Origin of the sequence: Halorubrum saccharovorum DSM 1137, assembly GCF_000337915.1 — an archaeon.
Taxonomy (GTDB): Archaea; Halobacteriota; Halobacteria; order Halobacteriales; family Haloferacaceae; genus Halorubrum; species Halorubrum saccharovorum.
In genome coordinates, this window is the sequence record NZ_AOJE01000070.1 from 204,409 (window position 1) to 221,135 (window position 16,727).

At 70.8% G+C, this 16,727-nt stretch carries 16 protein-coding genes and 2 pseudogenes; 3 read left to right on the plus strand and 15 right to left on the minus strand.

Annotation, left to right across the window (positions count from 1 at the left end):
* Positions 1 to 41 precede the first annotated feature (41 nt).
* The 12 genes and pseudogenes from C471_RS15340 to C471_RS18295 all read right to left on the minus strand — a co-directional run.
* Positions 42 to 608 carry a halocyanin domain-containing protein gene (locus C471_RS15340; protein WP_004050550.1) on the minus strand — a complete coding sequence of 189 codons (567 nt, stop codon included), beginning with the start codon at positions 606 to 608 and terminating at the stop codon, positions 42 to 44.
* 114 nt (positions 609 to 722) lie between these two features.
* Entirely contained in the window at positions 723 to 1,097 is a 375-nt protein-coding gene (locus C471_RS15345) for a DUF2249 domain-containing protein (protein WP_004050552.1), read from the minus strand.
* Between the two features lie 219 nt (positions 1,098 to 1,316).
* Positions 1,317 to 2,033 (minus strand): ZIP family metal transporter, encoded by a 717-nt coding sequence (locus C471_RS15350; protein WP_004050554.1) that lies wholly within the window; start codon positions 2,031 to 2,033, stop codon positions 1,317 to 1,319.
* Between the two features lie 186 nt (positions 2,034 to 2,219).
* Positions 2,220 to 3,221 carry an ABC transporter permease gene (locus C471_RS15355; RefSeq protein WP_049909481.1) on the minus strand — a complete coding sequence of 334 codons (1,002 nt, stop codon included), beginning with the start codon at positions 3,219 to 3,221 and terminating at the stop codon, positions 2,220 to 2,222.
* Positions 3,214 to 3,951: an ABC transporter ATP-binding protein gene (locus tag C471_RS15360; RefSeq protein ID WP_004050559.1), complete on the minus strand. Its 738-nt coding sequence runs from the start codon at positions 3,949 to 3,951 to the stop codon at positions 3,214 to 3,216. Before C471_RS15360 ends, C471_RS15355 begins: the two co-directional genes overlap by 8 nt.
* Positions 3,952 to 3,953: 2 nt before the next feature.
* Positions 3,954 to 5,510 carry a nitrous oxide reductase family maturation protein NosD gene (gene nosD, locus C471_RS15365; protein ID WP_004050561.1) on the minus strand — a complete coding sequence of 519 codons (1,557 nt, stop codon included), beginning with the start codon at positions 5,508 to 5,510 and terminating at the stop codon, positions 3,954 to 3,956.
* Positions 5,510 to 6,340: a hypothetical protein gene (locus C471_RS15370; protein WP_004050563.1), complete on the minus strand. Its 831-nt coding sequence runs from the start codon at positions 6,338 to 6,340 to the stop codon at positions 5,510 to 5,512. The genes nosD and C471_RS15370 overlap by 1 nt, the downstream gene beginning before the upstream one ends.
* A gap of 54 nt (positions 6,341 to 6,394) precedes the next feature.
* On the minus strand, positions 6,395 to 8,494 hold the full coding sequence (nosZ, locus tag C471_RS15375) for a TAT-dependent nitrous-oxide reductase (protein WP_004050565.1): 2,100 nt from the start codon (positions 8,492 to 8,494) through the stop codon (positions 6,395 to 6,397).
* On the minus strand, positions 8,491 to 8,868 hold the full coding sequence (locus C471_RS15380) for a BlaI/MecI/CopY family transcriptional regulator (protein ID WP_004050567.1): 378 nt from the start codon (positions 8,866 to 8,868) through the stop codon (positions 8,491 to 8,493). Before C471_RS15380 ends, nosZ begins: the two co-directional genes overlap by 4 nt.
* Positions 8,869 to 8,959: 91 nt before the next feature.
* A complete protein-coding gene (locus C471_RS15385) occupies positions 8,960 to 9,775 on the minus strand; it encodes a helix-turn-helix domain-containing protein (RefSeq protein ID WP_004050569.1) in 816 nt (271 codons plus the stop codon).
* A 138-nt stretch (positions 9,776 to 9,913) separates the two neighbouring features.
* Positions 9,914 to 10,702 (minus strand): annotated as a pseudogene (locus tag C471_RS15390) (phosphotransferase family protein); the annotation flags it as partial.
* Positions 10,636 to 11,136 (minus strand): annotated as a pseudogene (locus C471_RS18295) (phosphotransferase); the annotation flags it as partial. The pseudogenes C471_RS15390 and C471_RS18295, both read right to left, overlap by 67 nt.
* A 145-nt stretch (positions 11,137 to 11,281) precedes the next feature.
* On the opposite strand from C471_RS18295, the gene C471_RS15400 reads away from it, so the two are divergent.
* Positions 11,282 to 13,387, plus strand: a complete 2,106-nt coding sequence (locus C471_RS15400) for a hypothetical protein (protein ID WP_004050574.1) — start codon at positions 11,282 to 11,284, stop codon at positions 13,385 to 13,387.
* A gap of 71 nt (positions 13,388 to 13,458) precedes the next feature.
* Positions 13,459 to 13,608, plus strand: coding sequence for a DUF7557 family protein (locus tag C471_RS17780; protein ID WP_004050576.1), 150 nt, complete (start codon positions 13,459 to 13,461; stop codon positions 13,606 to 13,608).
* 63 nt (positions 13,609 to 13,671) lie between these two features.
* On the opposite strand, the gene C471_RS15405 is transcribed toward C471_RS17780, so the two are convergent.
* On the minus strand, positions 13,672 to 14,136 hold the full coding sequence (locus C471_RS15405) for a DUF5799 family protein (RefSeq protein ID WP_004050579.1): 465 nt from the start codon (positions 14,134 to 14,136) through the stop codon (positions 13,672 to 13,674).
* A 93-nt stretch (positions 14,137 to 14,229) separates the two neighbouring features.
* Here C471_RS15405 and C471_RS15410 point away from each other — a divergent pair, with 93 nt between their 5' ends.
* A complete protein-coding gene (locus C471_RS15410) occupies positions 14,230 to 14,649 on the plus strand; it encodes a halocyanin domain-containing protein (protein ID WP_004050586.1) in 420 nt (139 codons plus the stop codon).
* 36 nt (positions 14,650 to 14,685) lie between these two features.
* Here the strand turns inward: C471_RS15410 and C471_RS15415 are convergent, their stop codons facing one another.
* Positions 14,686 to 15,783 carry a mandelate racemase/muconate lactonizing enzyme family protein gene (locus C471_RS15415; RefSeq protein WP_004050587.1) on the minus strand — a complete coding sequence of 366 codons (1,098 nt, stop codon included), beginning with the start codon at positions 15,781 to 15,783 and terminating at the stop codon, positions 14,686 to 14,688.
* Positions 15,784 to 15,787: 4 nt separating this feature from the next.
* A complete protein-coding gene (locus C471_RS15420) occupies positions 15,788 to 16,717 on the minus strand; it encodes a 1,4-dihydroxy-2-naphthoate polyprenyltransferase (protein WP_004050590.1) in 930 nt (309 codons plus the stop codon).
* Positions 16,718 to 16,727 lie beyond the last annotated feature (10 nt).

Consider the following 16,727-nt stretch of genomic DNA (forward strand, 5'->3'; position numbering starts at 1 on the left):
CCACTAGACGGCGCCCTTTCACTCCACGTAGACGGCGCCCTTCACTCCACGTAGACGGCGCCCTTCATGCCGACCGCCTCGTGGGGCGTGCAGACGTAGGTGTAGGTACCGGCCTCCTCGAAGGTGTGCTCGAAGGTGTGACCCTCCTCGCCGACGGTGTCGCTCTCGAACGCTCCGTCGGAGGCCGAGACGTTGTGGTCGCCGCCCTGGCCGGTCCACTCCCAGACGACCGTCGTGCCGGTCGAGACGGCCACCGCGGCCGGCCCGAAGGAGAGCCCGTCGTTGGCGCCGACGTCGACGGTCACCTCGTCGGAATCCCGCATGTCGACGGTGCCGTCGTAGTTGCTCACGTTGTCGAAGAACCCGTCGTAGTTCGGCTCCTCGGACAGGTACTCGCTCCCGCCGCTGCCGCCGTCGCTTCCGTCGGAGCCGTCGCTTCCGTCGGAGCCGTCCGATCCGTCGGAGCCGTCCGATCCGTCCGAACCGTCGCTACTCCCATCGCCACCGTCGCCGCCACTGCCGCCGCCACAGCCGGCCAGCGCGACAGTGGTGCCGACCGCAGCAGTCGTCTGAACGAACGTCCGCCGGTCGAGTGTGCGTCGGGCCATTGCAACCCGGCGTAGGGGAGTAGGGGGAATACATTCGGCGAGTATTCCCGGATCGCGAAGCGGTCCACCGAACTGTTCGGTCCGTAGTATAAAAGAGGCGACGAGCGGTCGCGCTCACTCCAGCTCGATCGCGTCCGCGTCGCCGGTTCCGTCGGCCGCGTCCGCGTCGCCGGTTCCGTCGGTCACGTCCGCGTCGTTGGTTCCGTCGGCTGCGTCCGCGTCGACGTCCGCCGTCCAGATCGCCGTGACGACCGCATCGTCGGTCTCGACCGTCTCGCGGGCGTAGCCGCGGTCGTCGAGCTTCGGGTAGAGGAACTGCGGCGCGCGGTCGTTTCGCTGGACGAGCACGGTCTCGTCGGGGAGATCGGCGAGCAGTTCGAGCGTCTGTCGGAGCGGCTCCGGCGGCCCGAGATCCCTGACGTCGAGCGTCTCGACGGGCCGGTCCGCCGGCGCGTCCGTCCGTTCGAGCGCGACCGTTTCCAGTTCCATACGCACCGATCGGGCCCCAACCACCGCGTAGTTTGTTCCGAACGTGTTCGCACGCGACCACGGCGGCGGCCGGGACGGACCCACTCACACGCGAGGCGTCCCCGGCGATCGGTGTCGGCGTCGGTCGACGGCAGGCCTTCCGGAGGCGTCGGACGCCCCGGAGCGATGAGACCCGCCGGCTCTCACGGGAGTAGCGTTCGAATCGGCCCGCTCTCTGCCTCAGTGGAGCATATCGAGCAGGAAGATCGCGAGGAACCCGACGAAAAACAGCGTCGTCGACACCGGCGTTTCGGGGACCTTCCCCGCCTTCACAAGCAGTTCCTCGGTGACGAGATACAGCAGCGCAGCGGAGCCGAAAGCGAGGATGACCGCGATCGGCGCCCCGGTCACGCCGCCCAGTGCGAGTACACTGACTGTCACCCCCGACGCGAGTAGCAGTCCGAACACCGCCGGGACCGCGAGCTTCCGAGCCATGCTCATCTCCCGCGGCAGCGCGACGACGCCGGCGACCCCGAGAAAGAGCACCTCGATCGCCAGCGCCGCGGCGATGATCACGCCGGTATCGGGATTGTCCAGGAAGGAGACCCCGATCAGGACCCCGTCGATGGTCATATCGATACCGACGATGATGAGGAGCCCGGAAGCACTCGCGTACTGTCCGCCGATATCGCGCTTATCGATGATCTTGCTCAGCCGGTGGATCCCAAGCATCGTCGCGACCCCGATGGCGAACCCGAGGACGACTATCTGCGGGGCTCGCCCGTGGACGTCCGGCAGTAGCTCAGCGGTGACCGCGGCGGTGACCACCCCGGCCGCGAAGTGTTGGATATTGCTCTCCATCTGTGGGCTCGGGGGGCTGTAGACGGCGATCACGCCGCCGACCAAGCCGGCCACGACCGCGAGCGCCGTGTACGACAGCGCCTGCACCAGTACCATACGAGTCGAAGCCCGACCGAAGCAACAAGAGTGTCGATAGGGCGCGCGGCGATGCGGTCAACCGGCTCGTCACGGCCGACCGCGGGCGTCGTACCAGCGGCGCTGACCGCGGGAGCCGTACCAACAGCGCTGACCGCGGGCGTCGTACCAGCGGCACTGACCGCGGGCGTCGTACCCGCAGCGGGTTCAGATCCGCTTCGCGCGCATCGCGACGGCGGCGACGGCGACGCCGAGCGCGACCCACCCGAGCAGGACGCCGACGAGCGCCCCGACCGACAGCCCACCCTCAAGCGCGGCCGCGAGTCCGGCGCCGCCGGCGTCGGTCGGCGCGAGCGCGAGCAGCCGGTATGTCGAGACCGGGTTGGCCGCGACCGCGGCGGCGACGAGCCCGTGCGCGCCGTCGAGCGCGGCGAGCACGCCCATCGCGAGCAGGTCGTGGACCAGCGCGACCCACGCCCACACGAGCAGCGCGCCCGCGAGCGCCATCGTCGAGGTCGGCGCGAGCGCGGAGATTGCCACCCCGATCCCGAGCAGCGCGACGGCGACGGCGACGGTCGCGAACAGGAACCACGCGAACGTCGGCCAGCCGGCGAGCCCGTACTCGCGGAGCAACAGGAGGCCAGGGACGCCGAAGCCGAGCACGACCGCGGAGCCGAGGACGGCCGCGCGCCCGGCGAACACCCCGATCGCGGTCTCGACCCGCGAGACCGGCAGCGTCAGGACGACGCCGAGGCGCCCGCGCTCGGCCGCGCCGACGACCGCGCCGTGGCCGAACGCCAGCGCCGCCAGCGGGACGAGGAACGTCGCCAGTTCGACGTAGCTCGCGACCACCGGCTCGTAGCCGGTCGGCGCGACCCCGGAGCCGCTGAACGTCGCCAGCAGGAGCCCGAACGCCGCGAAGACGACGGTCAGGCCGACCGTCCACCCCCGGCGGGTCGTCAGCCGCGTCTCCCGCCGCGCGATCCGCGCGGCGATGCCCGGCCGCGGGAGCGGGATGGAGATACGCTCGGCGTCGGTCGCGTCGGCGGTCTCGGGCTCGTCGAGCGCGTCGGCGGGCGGGGTCTCCTCGGCCGTCGCGCCGCCGCCATCGCCGGCCGCGACCGCCCCGTCGAGGGCGATCCCGCCGTCCGTGGTCGGCTCGGGCCGCCCCGCGTCGTCGGCGCGCTCGCCGGCTCCGCCTTCAGGCATCGCGACCACCTCCGGTGAGCGAGACGAACGCGCCTTCGAGCCCGTCCTCGTGGTCCGCGCCCAGCTCCTCTGGCGTCCCCTCGGCGACCAGCCGGCCGTCGTCGAGGACGCCGACGCGGTCGCAGACGCGCTCGGCCTCCCGAAGCGCGTGGGTCGCCATCAGGACCGTCACGCCGGTCTCCTCGCGGACGCGGGTCAGCACGTCCCGGAGCGCGGCGACCCCGTTCGGGTCGAGCCCGGCGGTCGGCTCGTCGAGCAGGAGCACGGCGGGGTTCGCGAGCAGCGCCGCCGCGAGCCCCAACCGGCGGCGCATCCCCTTCGAGTAGCCGTCGATGGGGCGGTCGATCGCGTCGGCGAGCCCGACCGTCGCCGCGGCGCCGTCGATCCGCTCGGCCGCGTCCTCGGGGCTCGCGCCGATCCCGCGGACGTCGGCGTGAAACGCCAGCGTCTCGCGGCCCGTCTCGCCCGGCGGGAAGCCGGGGTCCTCCGGGAGGACGCCGATCGCCTCGCGGATGCGCCACCCCAGCTCCCCCACGTCGCGCTCGCCGACCGTAATCGTTCCCTCGTCGGGGCGGTCGTGGCCGGCGATCAGTCCGAACAGGGTGGACTTGCCGGCGCCGTTAGTTCCCACGAGGCCGTACGCGTCGCCGGACTCGACCGCGAAGTCGACTCCGTCGAGCGCCGGCACGTCGCCGTAGCGTCTGTGAACGTCGGTGATGTCGATGCGCATGGTTACTGGTGGTGGTCGTCTCCGGGCTCGTCGTCGTACTCGGCCGCCGCGTCGACGGCCGCCGCGTACGGGCGATACGGCTCCACGTCGTGGGCGGGGGTCGCGAGCGGGCGGTGGTCGATGATCCCGGCGCTCTCGACCGCCGGGAACCGGCTCTCGACCAGCCGGATCGCGTCGAACGCGGGGCTGTCGGCGAACACGGCGGCGGCCGGGTGCTCCTGGACCAGTCGCTCGGCCGCGCCCGCCGGGCGGTGTCGCGCGTCGCTGATCCCGTCGCCGTCGGTGTCGGCGACGCGGGCGTCAGACCAGTAGTTCCCGCGGTCGGTCCCGTTCCACGCGACGAGATCGCGTGTCGTCGTCAACACCGGCTCGTCGTTGTTCACGAAGCTGTTGCCGGCGACCAGCGTTCCCTCCGTGCCCGCGGAGTGATGGATCCCCACGCCGTTCGCGTACAGGAGGTTCCCTCGAACCTCGTTGTGCTGGGCGTTGTAGAGGAACGCGCCGTTTCCGTTGGCGACGAGGCGGTTGTCGCGGATCACGGAGCGGTCGATCTCCTTGAGCAGGACCCCGTGACCGCTCTTCCCCCGGTTCGCGACCGCGGTGTTGTTGACCAGCTCGATGTCCTCGCTGACCATCAGCGCGTATCCCACGTCGTTCTCGAAGGCGACGTTGTTCGCGAGGCGGTTGTCGTCGGAGTACATGTAGTGGACGCCGTACCGCAGGTCCCACATCGTGTTCCCCGTCGCCTCGACGTTCGAGGCCCACGAGTAGTAGATCCCGTCGCGAACGTCGGTGATCTCGGTGTCGCGGACCTCGGTGCCGTTCGTCTCCCAGAGGTTGATCCCGTTGCCTCGGTTCGCGAACCGCGGGGCCCGCGTCCCCTCGATCCGCGAGTCCGCGATCGTCACCCGGTCGGCGCCGTTGACCCAGACCCCGAACGCGGCGTCGGTGAGGTACAGGTCAGCGAGCGTCGCCCCCGTGGCGTTCTCGGCGACGTACACCGCGGCGTCCTGCGATTCGAGGTCCTCGCCGGTGTCGTCGATCCAGAGGCCCTCGACCGTCGCGTCCGGAGCGCGAACGTCGATCGTCGTGTCCTCGCCGCCCCCGTCGATCAGGGCGCCGTGGGTCGACCCCGCGCGGATCGTCAGCTCCGGATCGTCGACGACGACCGTCTCCGCGGGCTCGAAGACGCCTGAGAGCTCGATCGTGGCTCCCGGTCCCGCTGCGTCGACCGCAGTGGCGAGGTCGTCGTAGGTCTCGGCGTCGACCGTCGCAGCGCCGCCGTCGGCTGCGCCACCGTCGCTCCCGTCGGCTCCCCCGCCGTCGCTCCCGTCGCGCAGGACCGTCGCGGTCCCCGCGCCCGTCGGCCGGTCCGGATCGTACGTCGGCGGGTCGACGACGGGCTCGCCGTCGTTTCCGGCGTCGGCCGCGTGGCTCCCGGCGACCCCCGCGCCGGTCGCCGCGACGACGCCGACGAGGACGACCGCGCACACGACGGCGGCGGCGACGAGGGCCGCGCGCGCCGAGACGAGCCCGCCGATCGACGGGAGCCGAGACATCAGTTCACCCCCGTGCGCGTGTCGCCGGTGGTTCGGGCCGGTTCGTCCGTCGGCGATTCGCCGGCGATCGATCCGGCCGATTCCGGCCCGGGTGATTCGGCGGCCGGGCCGAGGTCCTCGGGGTCGCCGTCGCCGTCGCTACCGCCGCCTCGACGGCCCGGGAGCCGGGCGCGGATCGCCTCGGCGGTCTCCCCGATCGTGACCCGCGAGTCGCGAAGCAGGAACGCGACGAGGAGGAGGAGGAAGCCGAGCCCTGCGAGGTAGCCCCCGGGACCGAACCACGCCACACCGCTGATGTTGGCGATCTGGTAGCCGCCCAGAAGCGGCGGAGTGAACTCGGCGACTCCGACGACCGGCGCGTCCTCGCCGAGCGCGTGGCCCGCCTGGTACAGCCGGTACTGCACGATCGCGAAGGTCCCCACGAACGCCACCGTCGCCCCGATCAGCTGGCTGAGCAGCCCCAGCCGGAGCTTGCGGTCGGTCGGCGCGAGCGCGACGAACACGCCCGCGGCGGCCACCGCGAGGAACACGACCGGCCCGAGGATCCACTCCGGGGCCGCGATCGCGTCCGGGTGGACCGCGTAGTTCGGGTCCACGAACACCGGGTCCGGGTAGTAGAACCCGACGTAGTGGTTCAGCGCCTGCACCTCGGCGTAGTCGCCGCCGAGCCGCGGATACGCGTACAGCTCGACGAGCAGCCCGTCGGGGTACTGGGGCGCTTCGAAGGCGATCTTCCAGACGGGCACCAGCAGGGCGACGACGAACATCGCCGCCGCCGTCACCGGGAGCGCCCGCCTGAGCTCCGTCAGTCGGTCGAGTGAGGCCGTCATGGCGTGGGGGATGAGGTGGGTGGTATGTTGGTTCGGTCGCGTGGCGATTCGCCGCTACTCCTCCGGCTCGACGAGGATCCGCGAGCGCATCTCCAGGTGGAGCGCGCTACAGAAGTACGCGCAGTACGCCCAGAACACGCCGGGCTGATCGGCCGTGAACGTCACCTCGCGAGTGTCCTGCGGCGCCAGCGCGAGGTTGATGTCGTACTCCGGGATCGCGATCGAGTGGATCACGTCGCTCGTGGTCTCGATGTTCGATATCTTGAGGCGGACCTCGTCGCCCTCTCGCAGCGTCACCTCGGGGAAGGCGTACTCGTTGCGGCGCGCCCACATCTCGATCTCGACGGTGCCGTCGTCGACCCGCTCGAAGGACTCCTCGCCCTCGGCGACGTAGTCGAGCTCGTAGTCGTCGGTGTCCCACGTCTTCGCCGGCTCGATCTTGTCCTTGTGGACGATGCTGGCGTCGTGCGGCTCCGGGTACGACGGCTTGTCCTTGATCAGCTGCATGCCGGCCTCGTCGTCGCCGATGTAGAACATCTGGTCGTTCTCCGGGTGGATCGGCCCGACCGGGAGGAACCGGTCCTTCGAGAGCTTGTTCAGCGAGACGAGGTAGTCGCCCTGCGGCGAGGCCGTGTACGACTCCGCGGCGATGAGGTGGCCGGGGTTGTAGTGCACGTCGTGCTTCTCGACGATCGGCTCCTCGGACCCCGCCTCGGCCTCGACGGCGGCCTCGTAGTCCCACTTGGCGACCTGCGAGTCGATGAACAGGGTCGTGTACGCGTGCCCCCGGTCGTCGTACGCCGTGTGGAGCGGCCCCATCCCGACGCGGGGCCGGCCGACGATCGAGTCCTGCGGGTCGTCGACCTCGGCGATCGCCTCGATGTCGATGATCGTACAGGTCGGGTCCAGCTTCCCGGAGGCGATGGCGTAGTTTCCGTCCGGCGTCACGCTGACGCCGTGCGGGCTCTTCGGCGTCGCCACGTACCGGACGATCGGCCGGTCGCCCTCGTTGAGCGAGCTGTCCATCGTCCCGTCGACGACGGGCACGCCGCTGATCTCCTCGTACTCGCCGCTCTCGACGGCGTCCCAGATCGCGGGGATGTCGAACGCCTTCACGTAGTCGCGGTCCGACCGGGCCATCTCGGACTCCGTGACGCCCTCCTCGCTGTTGTAGCCGGTCGCGAAGAACCAGCGACCCTCCTTGCCGCCGTCCCCGTTGTCCATGTTGCCGTCGACCTCGACCTGCCACTCGATGTCCATCGTCTCGGGATCGATGGCGGTGAGGACGGAGCCGTACTCGTCGGGGCTCTGCACGTCGCGGCCGTCGTTCGGCATCGGCACGCGGAACTCGCCGACGCCGAAGACGAGCTGGGTGTCGGGAAGCTGCATACACGCCCCGTGGACGCCCTGACAGTTCGGGACGTTCGTGATCGCGTCGGTCTCGAAGTACTCCAGGTCGACCCGGGCCATCCGGCCGTTCGCCTTGTCGTTGACGAACAGCCAGCGCCCGTCGTAGTCGTTGTCGGTCTGGGAGACGCGCGGGTGGTGGGTGTCGCCCCACACGTGACCGTCGCCCTCCTCTTCGAGCATCCGGCTCGTCTTGGCGTCGTGGCCGTAGCCGCGCGCGCTCTCCGCCTGGAACACCGGGATCCGCATCAGCTCCCGCATCGACGGGAGTCCGACGACGCGGATCTCGCCGGTGTGGCCGCCGGAGAGGAACCCGTAGTACTCGTCGTGCTCGCCGGGCGCGACCGAGTGTTCCCCGCCGGCGGCCGCGCCGCCCGAGTCGTCGCCGTCCTCGTCCGCGAGGATGCTCGTACAGCCGGCGAGGCCGCTCATGGCCCCGACGGCGGCGCCGGCCTTCATGAAGTCGCGCCGCCCGAGCTCCAAGCGCGGGAGATCGAGGGTCGGTCGCTTCGCCGCGGTCGCGTCGGTCCCCTTCGCGGTCGAGGCGATGTCGCGCTCGTGGTCGGTCAACAGGTGTTCGATCGTCCGCCCGTCGACGATCTCCGGCTCGTCGCTCTCCGGTTCCGAGCCCGCTCCGGTCGGGCTCGCCGCCTCGGCGTCGCTCGCATTCGCTTTCGCCGCCCGCTCGTCGCGGTGTTCGTCGGTCCGTGCCGTCCGCTCGTCGCTCGCGTTCGGATCTGTGGTCATTGTTGGGTGGTGGCGTCGGCTTCGTTGCCGCCGTCGCGTTCCGTTCGGACCGTTCGACCGAGCCGCTCGACCGCCGGCTCGCCGAGCACCGTCCGGAGCTCGTCGACGAACCCCGGAACCAGCCGCTTGCGTGCGGCCTCGACGTCGAACCGGTAGCGGTGCCGCGTTCCGCCGCGGTACCGCTCCGACTCGCGCTCGACGAACCCCTTCTCGACGAGCCGGTCGACGGTCCGCTTGACCGTCGTGTACGCGACGTCGTCGCCGCGGCTATCGACCGCGTCGAGCAGGTCGCGGGCCGTGAGGGGGGCGTCGGCGCGCCGCAGGACGGCGAGGAGCTCGCGTTCCCGCGGTCCGAGCTGTGTCCACTGAGTCATGGGTGACCGGAGCCGAACCGGTTGGTTCGACCCCGCTACCGATCACTACGGTCGAACCCCCCGGATAGCTGGCGGCGAACTGTTCGGGAGTTTAAGTGCCGTCCCCGAACGCCTGCGAGAAGAGCGTGTCCGTCACGGTCCGGAGATGCTCCGAGACCGTTGACTTCGCGAGGTCGAGGTCCGCGGCGATCTCCGCGGCGGAGGCGCCGTCGCCGTTGAAGTACCCCTTTTCGGCAGCGACGGCCGCGATCTCCGCCTGTCGGTCCGTGACGCCGGCGAGGTCGACGGGAACGACGTCGCGACAGGAGCCGTCCTCCGCGCTCCGGTCGCCGCGGTCGACGCACAGCCGGCGGAGCTCCACCCTGAGTCCGGCGGCCTCGCACTCGTCGACGATGGCCTGGAGCTCCTCGTGGCCCGTCAGCACGAACGAGACGAGCAGCTCGCCGTCCTCCATCTCGGTCCGGCGCGGCGACACCGGGAAGTTCGCGAACGCCGACGGGAGCCCGGCGCACGAGCAACCCTCGCAGGCGACGTCGCCGTCAGAGGGCGAAGACGGCCCGGGTGTCGCCGCCGGAGCCCCCTCCGCGACCGCCGACGAGGACGGCTCAGCGGCTGGGGGCGACGACGGACCAGCGCCCGCGTCGGCCTCCGGCGCGTCCATCGCGACGCCGCCGTCGGTCGCGGGACGCTCGCAGGTGATCTCGTAGCGGCCGTGCGCCTCGCCGGCGAACTCGACGAGGTCGAGGTCGCTCGGCGGGTCCTCGGGCGGGTCGGGGGCGACGAACTCGACGCGGGCGTCGTCGGCGTCGACCCGGAACTCCTCGACCGCGGCGGTCGACGACAGCGCGGCCACGGGACAGCCCTCACAGGCAGAGACGGCGAGTTCGACGTGGATCCCGTTGGTCATGGCTGCACGTAGGGCCTCGACTGACCATATAACGTCGAGGGGTTTCCAACCCGGTGAAAACGCCGACCGGAGACCGAACCCCTCCCGAGGCCGAGTCCCGGCGATCCGTGCCGCTGGACGCGCCCTTTCACCGCCGTCTCACGCCGCGTCCAACCGCGCGCGCAGTTCGGCGTCCGCACGCTCGACGAGCGACTCCAGCGGCTCCTCGAGGTGTGTCACCCACTGGTCGATGAACCCCGAGCGTCCGAGCATCCGGACGACCTCGTACACCGGACGCCGCTCGGCGAATCCCGGTGGGAGTCCGCCGGCACGGTCGCGGTATCCGTCATAAAGGGCCTCTGCGTACCGCTCCGGCCCCCGGCTGTCGAACCCGTTGAGGAGCTGGTCCTCCGCGCGAACGAGGTCGCGCGCGGGGTCGCCGACGTGCGCGAGTTCCCAGTCGATCGGAACGATACCGGCGGGAGCAGTGCCGACGGCCGGTTCGCCGTCGACTACGAACAGGTTCGGCCGCGCCACGTCGCCGTGGAGCAGCGCGGCCGGGGCGCCGCTGAGCCGGTCTCGGTTCGCCTCGACGCAGTCGAACACGGCGTCGTAGTGGTCTGCCAGCCGCTCGGAGGTGCCGATCTCGCGGGTGCGTTCGACCGTCGCGCGGAGCACGTCCGGCCACGGCGCGCGGTTGAGGTCGAGTCCGCCGCGGGCGTCGCCCCCGACGACCTCCCCGTGGGCCTCGAACCGTTCCGCGTGGACGGTCGCGAGCGTCGCCCCGACGCGTCGGAGGAGCGCCTCGCGTCGCTTCTCGCCCTCCTCTTCCGCCTCTTTCGCCTCTTTCGCCTCTTTCGCCTCTTTCGCCTCGCCCGCTTCCTCCCAGACTCCGAGAAGTTCGCGCCCCGGCGCCGGCGCAGTGACGAGGTGCGGCACGGACGCGTCNCCGCGTGGACGGTCGCGAGCGTCGCCCCGACGCGTCGGAGGAGCGCCTCGCGTCGCTTCTCGCCCTCCTCTTCCGCCTCTTTCGCCTCTTTCGCCTCTTTCGCCTCGCCCGCTTCCTCCCAGACTCCGAGAAGTTCGCGCCCCGGCGCCGGCGCAGTGACGAGGTGCGGCACGGACGCGTCCGCGTCGCCGGCCAGCACTCTCGGCCCCGAGACCGACCGCTCAGCGTCGAGGTAGCGGAGCACGGCCAGTTCGCGGGCGATCCGGGTACCGTCGCCGTCGACCGCGACCTTGCAGAACGCGCGCTCCCCGTCGGCGAAGGCGACGCCGACCGTCTCGTTGGCGCCGTTCCATGAGGGGCCGACCCCGAACGTCTCGTCGACGGGCCGACCCGGAAACGCCTCACCGAGAGCGGTCGCGACCCGCTCGTCCATGCCCGCGTGTCAGGCGCACCGATTGATAAGGATGCTGCCACACTTGTTAACATGCGTCGAGAGTATATGGCTATAGAGCGCCGGAAACGGAGGAAATCGGGAATGACCGACAACCTCATATCTGCTGTCGGATTACCGGAAGGTCGTGATTGACGACGAGGTCGGCGATCGGATCGAGTTCGAGACGGACGGGCGGACGCTGTGTATCCGCGACGCGCTAGAGGGCGAGGAGTTCCCCCTCCGTTTCGACCGAGAGCCGCAGCCGAAGCCGGCGCTTCCCGATCTGTTTCACGTCCCCGTCGATCGAGCCGTCAGCTTCGAGGCGGAGACCGTCTCGACCCTCGTACACGCCGTCGTGACCGTTCGAGACGCCAACGGAGAGTTCGTCGCACAGCTCGACGATCCGATGGACCTCCCCCGAGCGACGTACTACCTCGATATTAACGGGGTGACGAAAGCGATCGTACGCGCCGAAGACGTGGCTATATCAGCGACAGGTATGCTCGATTCGGCGGGCATCGAGCTGACCTTCGACCGTCCCACCACCGTCACGGTCGGCGCGCGGTCGCTGCATACCCGGCCGGAGGCGACGATCACCGCCCCGGGCGATCCGACCGGTCTCGCCGAGGCGGTGTCGGTGCTCGGATCGTCGATCAAGGAGTTCACCCCCGAGCGCTCGTGGCCGACGCTCCGCGGATATCCGCCGCGGATCCGAGTCGGCGACGAGCTCGACGTGCCGAGTCCGCTCGCCGTCCCCGACACCGGCGTCGAGGTCGTCGTGCGCCCCACGTACGCCGACGTGTACCGCCTCTCCACCTTGGCGTACTACCTCGGCGCACGGGTTGTCGTCGGCGACGCGCCAGCGATCCGGTTCGACACCGGGTACGTCGAGTCGCTGCCGACCGACGGGTTCGCATTGGAGGAACGCGTCGAAGAGCTGCTCCGGACGTGGTTCTTCCTCGACACGCTGGCGCGGACGGAGGGGTACGTCAAGTCGGACCGGAACGAGTACGAGCTTGTAGGTCCGGAACTGAGCTTCTACCCGCCGAACCTCGCCGACCTGTCGATGAGCGAGCGGCTGATGGAGTACTTAGAGGTCGATCCCGAGACGATCGCGCCGTACGCGCCCGAATGGCCGACTGAAGCGGTGCTCCGACCGGTCCCCGAAGCCGCCGAACTCCTCCCCCACCTCGCGCACGTAGTCGCTCCGATTCGCGTTCGAGGATCTGCGGATCCGACCGACGACGCGCCGGTTGCACTCGCGACGTCGCCGTGGATGAACTCCGGAGGAGCCGATTCGGACACTGACGGCGTCCCGTCGCCGGACGAGTCCGTCGTTCCGGCGGGTACGGCGGTGTTGACACCGGACACTTACGAGAACCGACTTACCAGAACGACGACGGCACGCGGCGAGCTCCGCGTCGTCGTCTTGGTCGATTCCGCGGCGCGTGCGGCGACCCTCCGTCACGCGCTCTCCGACCCGGAGGTACCGGGCGGGATCGCTTCGTGGGAAGTGGTAGACGACCCCGACGCGGACGCGGTCGCGGCGGCTCTCTCCGACCCGACCGTCGACATCACGTACTGTGGCCTGCCGATCGACGGCGGTCGGATCGTCGCTTCGGACGGATCCGTCTCGCTCGACGGCCCCGACGAGGCCCCGGCGCTCGCCGTGTTCGAGGGCGTCACCGATTCCGCGCTTGGTGTCTCGGTCGTGGAAAACGGCGGACTGGCGTCGATTCTCACCGAGGCCACCATCGAGCCCGAGACGTTCCGATCGCTGATTGGCCTGTTGTCGTCCGGGATCGCGATTGCACCGAGCGTCGGCTTGTCTGGGGTCGAGAGCGCGGCTCGGACGTGGATCGTCGGCGATCAGGGCATCGAAATCGCCTCCGACAGCAACCTCTCGAAACAGGTTTCACGACTCGTGTCAGAGTCTCCCACCGCCCACCGCGCCGAACGCGGATCCGTTCTGTCGCTTTCGGCGCGGATCGGACTCGAACAGAAGCAGTTCTTTGACCCGTATCGCTCTAAGGACGAGCTGGCCGGCAGAATGTGGATAGACGGGCCGACGCTCGACAGTTCGGACGTGTTGACACTACTCGCAGAGGACGACTCGGTCGTCCGCCTCAACGGTCGCCTCCTGTTACCGGGAGACGTCGAGACCGAGGCCGACGTCGAGGAGTTGGCTCGCCGGTACCTCTCCGAAGACAGCGCACCCCCGGATTCCGCGCACGAACGTTGCCTCGAGTGAGGGGGCCAGAGTCCCGGATTCGACCGCAACGACCGCGAGCTTTTATTTCCCCTGTCGATCAACGATTACGCATGCCCCAGATCCACCTCGACGAGGAGACGGTCGAGCGGTTGGACGCGCTCCGGCTCGACGACGAGGAGTACGACGAGATCGTCAGCGAACTCATCAACATCTACGAGGCCGAGGAGCTGACGCTGTTCCGCGGTAGCGACATCGAATAAGGCGCTTCACCGTTCCCGACTTTTCCACCACCGCGTCGGAGGCCCTGCCCCGGTCCGTACGCGTTACTCCTGATACGCGACCCGCACCCGCTCCCACTTGCCGGTCTCCTCCAAGTGCGCCTGCAGTTCGTCCGCGTACTCCTGAACGAGCCGCTCGGCGGCGTCGATCTCCTCGTCTGAGGGGCCGCTGTCGCCGCCTCCGCCCCCGAGTCCGAGCGCGCCCTTGATCGAGTCGACGAGTCCGCCGCCGGAGCCGCTGGAGCCGCCGGCGTCGCCGCCCGGGGCGCCGCCCATCGCCGCGACCTGCGATCTGACGTTCTCCAGCTCCGGCATGATCGCGGGGAGGCTGGAGGTGTCGGCGACGATCCGGGCGTCTTCGGGATCGCCGGCGTCCTCGATCTCGAACTCGGTCGCGGTCATGATCAGCCCCCACTCCTGGCTGGAGAACCGCGAGGCCGACACCCGGTCGTTGAACTGGTTGTCGACGGTCATGCGCTCGCCGACGATCGCGTCTGTCCACTCGCTCATACACCCTCCTTCGGCGGTGGCGGTAAAAGCCCCTTCCCTCGCTACGGTCGGCGTTCGCGAGGGCGTTTATACCGCTCGCCACGTCGGTCAGGTATGACCGACCGAACGCGGCGAGGGGCGCTTGCGGGGGCCGGCGCCGTCGCCGCCGCGGCGCTCGCGGGCTGTATCGGTGCCGTCGTTCCGGGCGGCGACGAGGAGGGCGATCCGAAGCCGATCGACCGAACGGGCGAGGGGCGAGTGACCGTCGCCGTCGGCGCCGACGCCGGGTTCGCCTTCGCGCCCGCGAACCTCGTCGTCGACGCCGGAACGACGGTCGTCTGGGAGTGGACGGGCGCGGGCGGCGTTCACAACGTGATCGACAGAGGGGGCGCCTTCGAGTCCGAACTCACCAGCGAGGGGGGACACACCTTCGAGCACGCGTTCGCCGATCCCGGCGTCTTCGAGTACGTCTGCACGCCGCACCAGACGCGCGGGATGGAGGGGACGGTCGAGGTCGTCGAGGTCGTCGAGTGAGTCGGGCGGAGGGGTTCTCACTCCCGTCCCGTCGAGCTACGGCAGCCCGTCGAAGGCGTCGCCAGCGAGACCGGGACCGCTCGGCACCGCCGCGGCGCCGTCCGAGACCGGGCAGGGGTCCGGTGCCAGGTCCGCGTCGAGCAGCGGCCCGGTGGCGAGCCCGCAGGGGGCCACGTCTGGGATCGCCGCGGCGACGTGGACCGCGGCGGTGCGCGCGACGACCGCGTCGACCGTGGTGGTGACGACCGGCTCGACGCCGGTCTCCCGCGCACGCCTCGCCGCCGCCAGCGTTCGGTCCGGCCCGCCGATCGCCATCGGCTTCAGGACGACGGCGTCGGCCGCGCCGGCGTCGAGGACCGCGTCGAGCCCGCGGCTCGCGAGCGACTCGTCGAGGGCGATCGGGACCCGCGGACCGCTGTCGGCGTCGGCGGCGGCGCTCCGGAGCGCGGCCGCTCCGTCGAGGTCGTCGGCCGGCAGCGGCTGTTCGAGGTACGCGAGACCGAGCGGTGCGAGTCGCTCGACCGCCTCTCGGGCGGTCTCCCGGTCCCACGCGCCGTTGGCGTCGGCCCGGAGCGAGACGTCGTCGCCGACCGCCCGTCGAACGGCCCGGAGGCGCTCGACGTCGGCGTCGAGGCCGCGGGCGCCGACCTTCACCTTCAGGCAGTCGAACCCCGCCTCGACCGCGGTCTCGGCCGCGTCGACGGTGGCTCCCGGATCGCCGTCTCCGATCGTCGCGTTGACCGGGACCGCCTCGGCGGGCGCGGGGAGGCCCTCGGTCCGGGCGAGGTGCTCTGAAAGGGATCGGTCGGCGTCGCGGGCGGTCGCGTCGGCGAGCGCGAGCGCGAGGCCGTGGCGCGCGGCCGGCGTCTCGGTGGGATCGAGCCGAGAGAGCGCCCGCGTCGCGGGCTCTTTCCCGCCGTTCCCGTCTCCGACCTCCCGGAGCGCCGCCTCGCAGGCTGACCGCGACTCGGTCCACCCGGGCAGCGGCGTCGCCTCGCCGAGTCCGGGCGCGGGGACCGACTCGCCGTCGGATTCCGGGTCGACGGCGACGAGGAACCCCTCGCGCCGATCGATGGAGCCGCGCGCGGTTCGGAGTGGAGTCGCCAGTCCGAGCGAGAAGGGGCGGAGCTGCATCGGGTCAGACCGCGAGCCCGACGGCGAAGGCGACCGCGTACGCCGCGAGGAGCTTCCCGGTCGATTCGAGGGCCGGGTTGAGCGCGTCGCCGGCGGTCTCGGTCAGCACGGTGCGGGCCACGCCGACCGCGAGCGGGAGGGTGAGCAGGGGGAAGAGTACGGCGAGCCCGTACCCCTCGGCCAGGAACCACAGGGGCGTGAGGTACGCGAGCGCGAGCAGCGCGAGGAACTGGACCCGGGAGAACCGGTAGCCGAACCGGACCGCGAGGGTGCGTTTGCCCGTCTGCGCGTCCTCCTCCAGGTCGCGGACGTTGTTGACGACGAGGATGTTCGTCGACAGCGCTGCGATCGGGAGGCTCGCGACGACGGCCGCGAGAGTGACGGTCCCCTCGGGGAGCCACAGGGGGAACGCCTCGCCCGCGAGCGCGGCGGCCTGCACGTAGTAGGTACCAGCGACGGCGATCACGCCGAAGAAGACGAACACGAACAGGTCCCCGAGCCCGTGGTAGCCGAGCGGGTAGGGGCCGCCCGTGTACGCGATCCCGGCGGCCACCGAGGCGAGTCCGATCGCGAGGATCGGGACGCCGCCCACGTACACGAGGTACGTCCCCACGAGGATCGCGGCCGCGAAGGTGAGCCACATCGCCCGCTTCACCTCTGCGGGCTCGATGAGGCCGCTGGCGACCACGCGGGTGAACCCCTCGCGGGCGTCGGTGTCCGCGCCCTGAATGGCGTCGTAGTAGTCGTTCGCGAAGTTGGTGCCGACCTGGATCAGCGCCGCGCCGACGAACGCGGCGAGCGCGGGCAGCGGGGCGAACGCCCCGTCGTGGACCGCGAGCCCGACGCCGACGATCACCGGCGCCGCCGCCGCGGGGAGCGTCTGCGGCCGCGCGGCGATCACCCACGCCCGCCGCCGCGACACTTCGGTACTCATTGTCGTCGAT

What these genes read in the sequence shown, in the direction of transcription:
- nosD (WP_004050561.1), bottom strand. Translation starts at nt 5,510, where the DNA reads ATGTCTCGGCTCCCGTCGATCGGCGGGCTCGTCTCGGCGCGCGCGGCC.
- C471_RS15410 (WP_004050586.1), top strand. Translation starts at nt 14,230, where the DNA reads ATGACCGACCGAACGCGGCGAGGGGCGCTTGCGGGGGCCGGCGCCGTC.
- C471_RS15415 (WP_004050587.1), bottom strand. Translation starts at nt 15,783, where the DNA reads ATGCAGCTCCGCCCCTTCTCGCTCGGACTGGCGACTCCACTCCGAACC.
- C471_RS15360 (WP_004050559.1), bottom strand. Translation starts at nt 3,951, where the DNA reads ATGCGCATCGACATCACCGACGTTCACAGACGCTACGGCGACGTGCCG.
- C471_RS15355 (WP_049909481.1), bottom strand. Translation starts at nt 3,221, where the DNA reads ATGCCTGAAGGCGGAGCCGGCGAGCGCGCCGACGACGCGGGGCGGCCC.
- C471_RS15350 (WP_004050554.1), bottom strand. Translation starts at nt 2,033, where the DNA reads ATGGTACTGGTGCAGGCGCTGTCGTACACGGCGCTCGCGGTCGTGGCC.
- C471_RS15380 (WP_004050567.1), bottom strand. Translation starts at nt 8,868, where the DNA reads ATGACTCAGTGGACACAGCTCGGACCGCGGGAACGCGAGCTCCTCGCC.
- C471_RS15340 (WP_004050550.1), bottom strand. Translation starts at nt 608, where the DNA reads ATGGCCCGACGCACACTCGACCGGCGGACGTTCGTTCAGACGACTGCT.
- C471_RS15345 (WP_004050552.1), bottom strand. Translation starts at nt 1,097, where the DNA reads ATGGAACTGGAAACGGTCGCGCTCGAACGGACGGACGCGCCGGCGGAC.
- nosZ (WP_004050565.1), bottom strand. Translation starts at nt 8,494, where the DNA reads ATGACCACAGATCCGAACGCGAGCGACGAGCGGACGGCACGGACCGAC.
- C471_RS15370 (WP_004050563.1), bottom strand. Translation starts at nt 6,340, where the DNA reads ATGACGGCCTCACTCGACCGACTGACGGAGCTCAGGCGGGCGCTCCCG.
- C471_RS17780 (WP_004050576.1), top strand. Translation starts at nt 13,459, where the DNA reads ATGCCCCAGATCCACCTCGACGAGGAGACGGTCGAGCGGTTGGACGCG.
- C471_RS15385 (WP_004050569.1), bottom strand. Translation starts at nt 9,775, where the DNA reads ATGACCAACGGGATCCACGTCGAACTCGCCGTCTCTGCCTGTGAGGGC.
- C471_RS15405 (WP_004050579.1), bottom strand. Translation starts at nt 14,136, where the DNA reads ATGAGCGAGTGGACAGACGCGATCGTCGGCGAGCGCATGACCGTCGAC.
- C471_RS15420 (WP_004050590.1), bottom strand. Translation starts at nt 16,717, where the DNA reads ATGAGTACCGAAGTGTCGCGGCGGCGGGCGTGGGTGATCGCCGCGCGG.